2 protein-coding genes and 2 pseudogenes are annotated in these 4,395 nt (G+C 70.8%); 3 read left to right on the top strand and 1 reads right to left on the bottom strand.

From position 1 onward, the window contains the following. Positions 1-49: 49 nt before the first annotated feature. A pseudogene (locus tag ROTAS13_RS20135) lies at positions 50-718 on the top strand (CHAD domain-containing protein); the annotation flags it as partial. A 403-nt stretch (positions 719-1,121) separates the two neighbouring features. On the opposite strand, the gene ROTAS13_RS20130 reads toward ROTAS13_RS20135, so the two are convergent. After that, positions 1,122-2,807: an electron transfer flavoprotein-ubiquinone oxidoreductase gene (locus ROTAS13_RS20130; protein WP_075823219.1), complete on the bottom strand. Its 1,686-nt coding sequence runs from the start codon at positions 2,805-2,807 to the stop codon at positions 1,122-1,124. 113 nt (positions 2,808-2,920) lie between these two features. On the opposite strand from ROTAS13_RS20130, the gene ROTAS13_RS20125 reads away from it, so the two are divergent. Then, positions 2,921-3,871: a uracil-DNA glycosylase family protein gene (locus tag ROTAS13_RS20125; RefSeq protein ID WP_075823218.1), complete on the top strand. Its 951-nt coding sequence runs from the start codon at positions 2,921-2,923 to the stop codon at positions 3,869-3,871. Positions 3,872-4,157: 286 nt separating this feature from the next. Continuing rightward, positions 4,158-4,395: pseudogene (locus tag ROTAS13_RS20120) on the top strand (lytic transglycosylase domain-containing protein); the annotation flags it as partial.

The raw sequence follows: 4,395 nt of genomic DNA, 5'->3' as shown, positions 1-4,395 counted from the left end.
CGCCTTACGGTGGAGCTGTGCGTAGATGTGATCAAGAGACAGGTTCGAGGACGAGCTGAGGCGGCTGGGCCAGGTCCTGGGCGCGGCACGGGACTGGGACGTCTTCTGCGAGGAGACCCTGCCCGAGGCCGGCAAGGAAGAAGGCACGGCAGAGTGGGTCGCCCTGCTGCGTCCGGCCGCCGAGGAATGCCGGGTGGAGGCCCATGCCGCCATGCTGGAGGAGCTGCGCCGGCCGGCGCTGGGCGCGCTGGTGCTGGGCCTCGCCGGCTGGGCGGAGGACCCTGCCGTGCTGGGCGGCGTGGCGGTGGGCAAGCCGCTGGCCAAGGTCGCGCCCGGGTTGCTGGAAGGGGTCGCCCGCAAGGTCCGCCGGCGCGGCAGGAAGATCCGGCACCGCTCGATGGAGGAGCTGCATTCTCTGCGAAAGGCACTGAAGCGGCTGCGCTATGGCCTGGAGTTCCTGTCCGGTCTCTGCCCCGAAAAGGCGTTGCGGCGCTACCTCCAGGGCTGCAAGGAATTGCAGGAGGATCTGGGCGGGCTGAACGACGCCGTGACCGCCATCGCCATGGCGGAGAAGCTGGTGGCGCGCCGTGGCACGGAACTGGCGCCCGCCATGGCCGGGCTGGCGCAATGGGCCGAGGCACGGCGCGAGGCAGCCGTCGCCCGGCTGCCCGAGGACTGGAAGGCCTTCCGCGACCTGCCCCTGCCGCCGGTGGATTGATCCACCCGTTCCGGCGTTGTCCTCCGGGGCCGGCCGCCGGGCGGAGAGGCGCCGCCTCTCCGCCCGGACCCCTACTCCGCCAGGACACTGCTTGCCCTGTACCCGGTTCGCCGGCGCCCGTGATGGCCGTTGGTCTGTGGGCCGGTCCCCGGAAGCAGGTGGAAACGTGGGGCTCCCGGAAAGCAGGATACGATGACCGCGCGGGAGGCACCGGCATCCTGCCGGAGAGCATGGCTCTCCGGCGCGATCCGTCCGGCAACAGGCGCCAGCGAAGGGGAGGTCCAGGACCCTCAGGGTCCTGGCGGATAGGGGGGCGGGGGAAAGGCAGCGCCTTTCACCCGGGACGGCGCAACGCCGGACGTGACGCCCAACCCGGCTGGTGGAAGCGTGACGCCCGGGTGGCCTACATCCCGCCGATGTAGTTGGGGCCGCCGCCGCCTTCGGGGGTGGTCCAGACGATGTTCTGGGTGGGGTCCTTGATGTCGCAGGTCTTGCAGTGGACGCAGTTCTGCGCGTTGATCACCAGGCGCACATTGGCATCCCCGGCCTCGACCTCGGCGTTCTGGCCACCGGGGCCTTCCACGGCCTGCGGGTCGGGCTCGCCCTTCAGCTCGCGCTCCGCCTCCGGCCCCACGGCCTCATAGACCGCGGCGGGGCAGTAGCGGCTTTCGGGGGATCGGAAGCGGTCCCAGTTCACCGCCTTCCAGCGCGACGGGTCCTTGAGCCTCAGGTGGACCGGCTGGTCCTCCTCGTGGTTGGTGTTGCTCAGGAAGACGCTGGAAAGCCGGTCGAAGCTCAGCACCCCGTCCGGCTTCGGGTAGCGGATGCGCTCGGACTTGCTGGCGTCGCGCAGCGTCTCGTGGTCCGCATGGTGCTTCATCGTCCAGGGCGCCTTGCCCTTGAAGACATAGGTGTCGAGCGCCGCATTGGCCATGCCGCCCCAGAAGCCGAGCCTGGCGAAGCCCGGGCGGATGTTGCGCACGCCCTTCAGCTCCTCGGTGATCCAGCTTTCCCGGATGCCGCGCGGATAGGCGTCGAGCACGGCGCGGCGGTCGCCGGCCAGGGCCTCCGCCACGGCTTCCGCCGCCACCATGCCGCTCTTCATGGCGAGGTGCGTGCCCTTGATCTTGGGCACGTTCAGGAAGCCCGCGCCATCGCCGATCAGCAGCCCGCCGGGGAAGGCGAGCCGCGGGACGGCCTGCCAGCCGCCCTCGTTCAGCGCGCGGGCGCCATAGGCGATGCGCTTGCCGCCTTCGAGGAACTTCCGCACCTCGGGATGGGTCTTGAAGCGTTGGAACTCATCGAAGGGGGCCAGCCAGGGGTTGGGATAGTCCAGCCCGACCACGAAGCCGATCGAGACCAGGTTCTCGCCCAGCATGTAGAGCCAGGAGCCGCCATAGGTGTCCTTGGGCAGCGGCCAGCCGACCGAATGCCAGATCAGCCCGGGCGTGTGCTTCTCCCTGGGGATCTCCCACAGCTCCTTGATGCCCAGCGCATAGGTCTGCGGCATGGCCTCGGCACGCAGGTCGAAGACCTCCTCCAGCCTGCGGGTCAGCGATCCGCGGCAGCCCTCGCCGAACAGCGTGTAGGTGGCGCGCAGCTCCATGCCCGGCTGGTAGTTCGGGCCTTCCTCGCCGTCGCGCGTGATGCCCATCATGCCGGCCACCACGCCCTTCACCTGACCATCCTCGATGATCGTCTCGGAAGCGGCGAAGCCCGGATAGATCTCGATGCCCAGCGCCTCGGCCTTCGCCCCCAGCCAGCGGCAGACATTGCCCAGGCTGACGATGTAGTTGCCGTGGTTGTTCATCTGCGGCGGCGTGGGCAGCTTGAAGGCGCGCTTCGCGGTCAGCAGCATGAAGCGGTCGTCGGTGGCGGGTGTCGCCAGGGCCGGCGGGTCGTCGCGCCAGTCGGGGAGCAGCTCGTCCAGGGCGCGCGGCTCGATCACCGCGCCGGAGAGGATATGCGCCCCGACCTCGGAGCCTTTCTCCACCACGCAGACCGTCGCATCGGGTGCCACCTGCTTCAGCCGGATCGCCGCCGCGAGCCCGGCCGGCCCGGCGCCCACGATCAGCACGTCGAATTCCATTGCCTCGCGTTCGGCCAAGGTTCCGCGCCCTCCGCTCTCTTTATATCCAGAGGCAAGGGTGTAGCCTCGCCCCCGGTTGCACGGAACCCCGTCCCGGGCCGATATCAGCCCCCATGGATGACGCCGCGGATACCCAGCAGGACGGGAACGCCTTACGCGAGGCGTTGCTGGCGGCGCTGTCGCTGCAACTGGGCTGGGGGGTGGACGAGGCGCTGGAAGCGGCGCCCCGGGACCGGACCGTGCCCAGGCCGGAAGCGGCCACGCCCGGCGTGGCGGCCAGCTCCACCGCCTGGTCCGCGCCCGGACGGGTGGCGGGGGCGGTCCGGGACGCAGGGAGCAGCGCGGGGGCCAGGGAGGAAGCCAGTGGCGGCCTGTTCCCCGGCGATGCCGCGCCGCCGTCCCCGGCACCGCGCCGCCCGGCGCCCCGCCCGGCCGAGGTGCTGGCCCCCGCCGCGTTGCGCGCCGCCGATCTGGCGGCCGGGGCGGACAGCCTGGAGGCGCTGAAGGCGGCGATGGAGCGTTTCGACGCCAGCTTGCGCGACACGGCGACCAACATCGTCTTCTCGGACGGCGTGGCGGAAAGCGGGCTGATGCTGATCGGCGAAGCCCCCGGCGCCGACGAGGACCGGCTGGGCAAGCCCTTCGTCGGCGTCTCGGGGCGGCTGCTGGACCGCATGGTGGCGAGCATCGGCCTCGACCGCACCCGCAACTTCTACCTGACCAACATCCTCTGCTGGCGCCCGCCGGGGAACCGCACGCCCACGGATGCGGAGGTCTCGCTGTTCCTGCCCTTCGCCCGGCGGCATATCGCCCTGGCACGCCCGCGGCATGTCGTCCTGCTCGGCGGCACGGCGGCCAAGGCCCTGCTGGGTGCGCGGGAGGGCATCACCCGCCTGCGGGGCCGATGGCACCGGCTGGAGATCGAGGGGCTGGGCACGGTGCCCGCCCTGGCGACGCTGCACCCGGCCTATCTGCTGCGGCAGCTCTCGGCCAAGCGGGAGGCCTGGCAGGACCTGCTCATGCTGCGTCGCGCCCTGGATGGCGAAGTCCCCAAGGGGTTCTGAGAGCCGGGCAAAACCGGAACGACTCGATTCGCGTATTGCGGGGCGAAGCTCGTATAACGATTTTGTGAAGTCGGAAAGCCCAGTGCGGCAAAGGATTTCCGGCCAAACGTCTCAATCAATGAGACGTTTCTCATCGAAAGAGGGTTGTCACTGGCCTCACGCCTCCGTTAACCGCTCCGGCATGGGAGTTCATCGCCGACGGACCTTGAAACAAGAGGGCCTTTCCGACCTACCTCGGCGCGCTCGCGGCGCCGCCCGCCACCGTCCCCGGCACAGCATCCGCCACATGGCCCGGCGTGTGGCCCAGCGTATGGCTCACCTGGGCCTGCTGCTTTTCGCCACCACCGCCATCGGCGTGCCGGTGGCCTTCCACGCCAAGCCCGCCCATGCCGCCGCGGCGCGGGAGGAGGCCGGCGGCCAGCGCAAGACCCGCACCGGCGCCTCGTCACCGCTGCCCGGCAACCGTGAGGTGGCCCTGGCTCCCGCGGTCCGTCCCGGCACCGCCATCGGCCTGCCCGAGCCGC

Source organism: Roseomonas sp. TAS13 (assembly GCF_001950415.1).
GTDB classification, from domain to species: Bacteria; Pseudomonadota; Alphaproteobacteria; order Acetobacterales; family Acetobacteraceae; genus Roseomonas; species Roseomonas mucosa.
Note: the sequence above shows the minus strand (reverse complement) of the source record. Positions and strands in the feature narration are given on the sequence as shown.

What these genes read in the sequence shown, in the direction of transcription:
- ROTAS13_RS20130 (WP_075823219.1), bottom strand. Translation starts at nt 2,807, where the DNA reads ATGGAATTCGACGTGCTGATCGTGGGCGCCGGGCCGGCCGGGCTCGCG.
- ROTAS13_RS20125 (WP_075823218.1), top strand. Translation starts at nt 2,921, where the DNA reads ATGGATGACGCCGCGGATACCCAGCAGGACGGGAACGCCTTACGCGAG.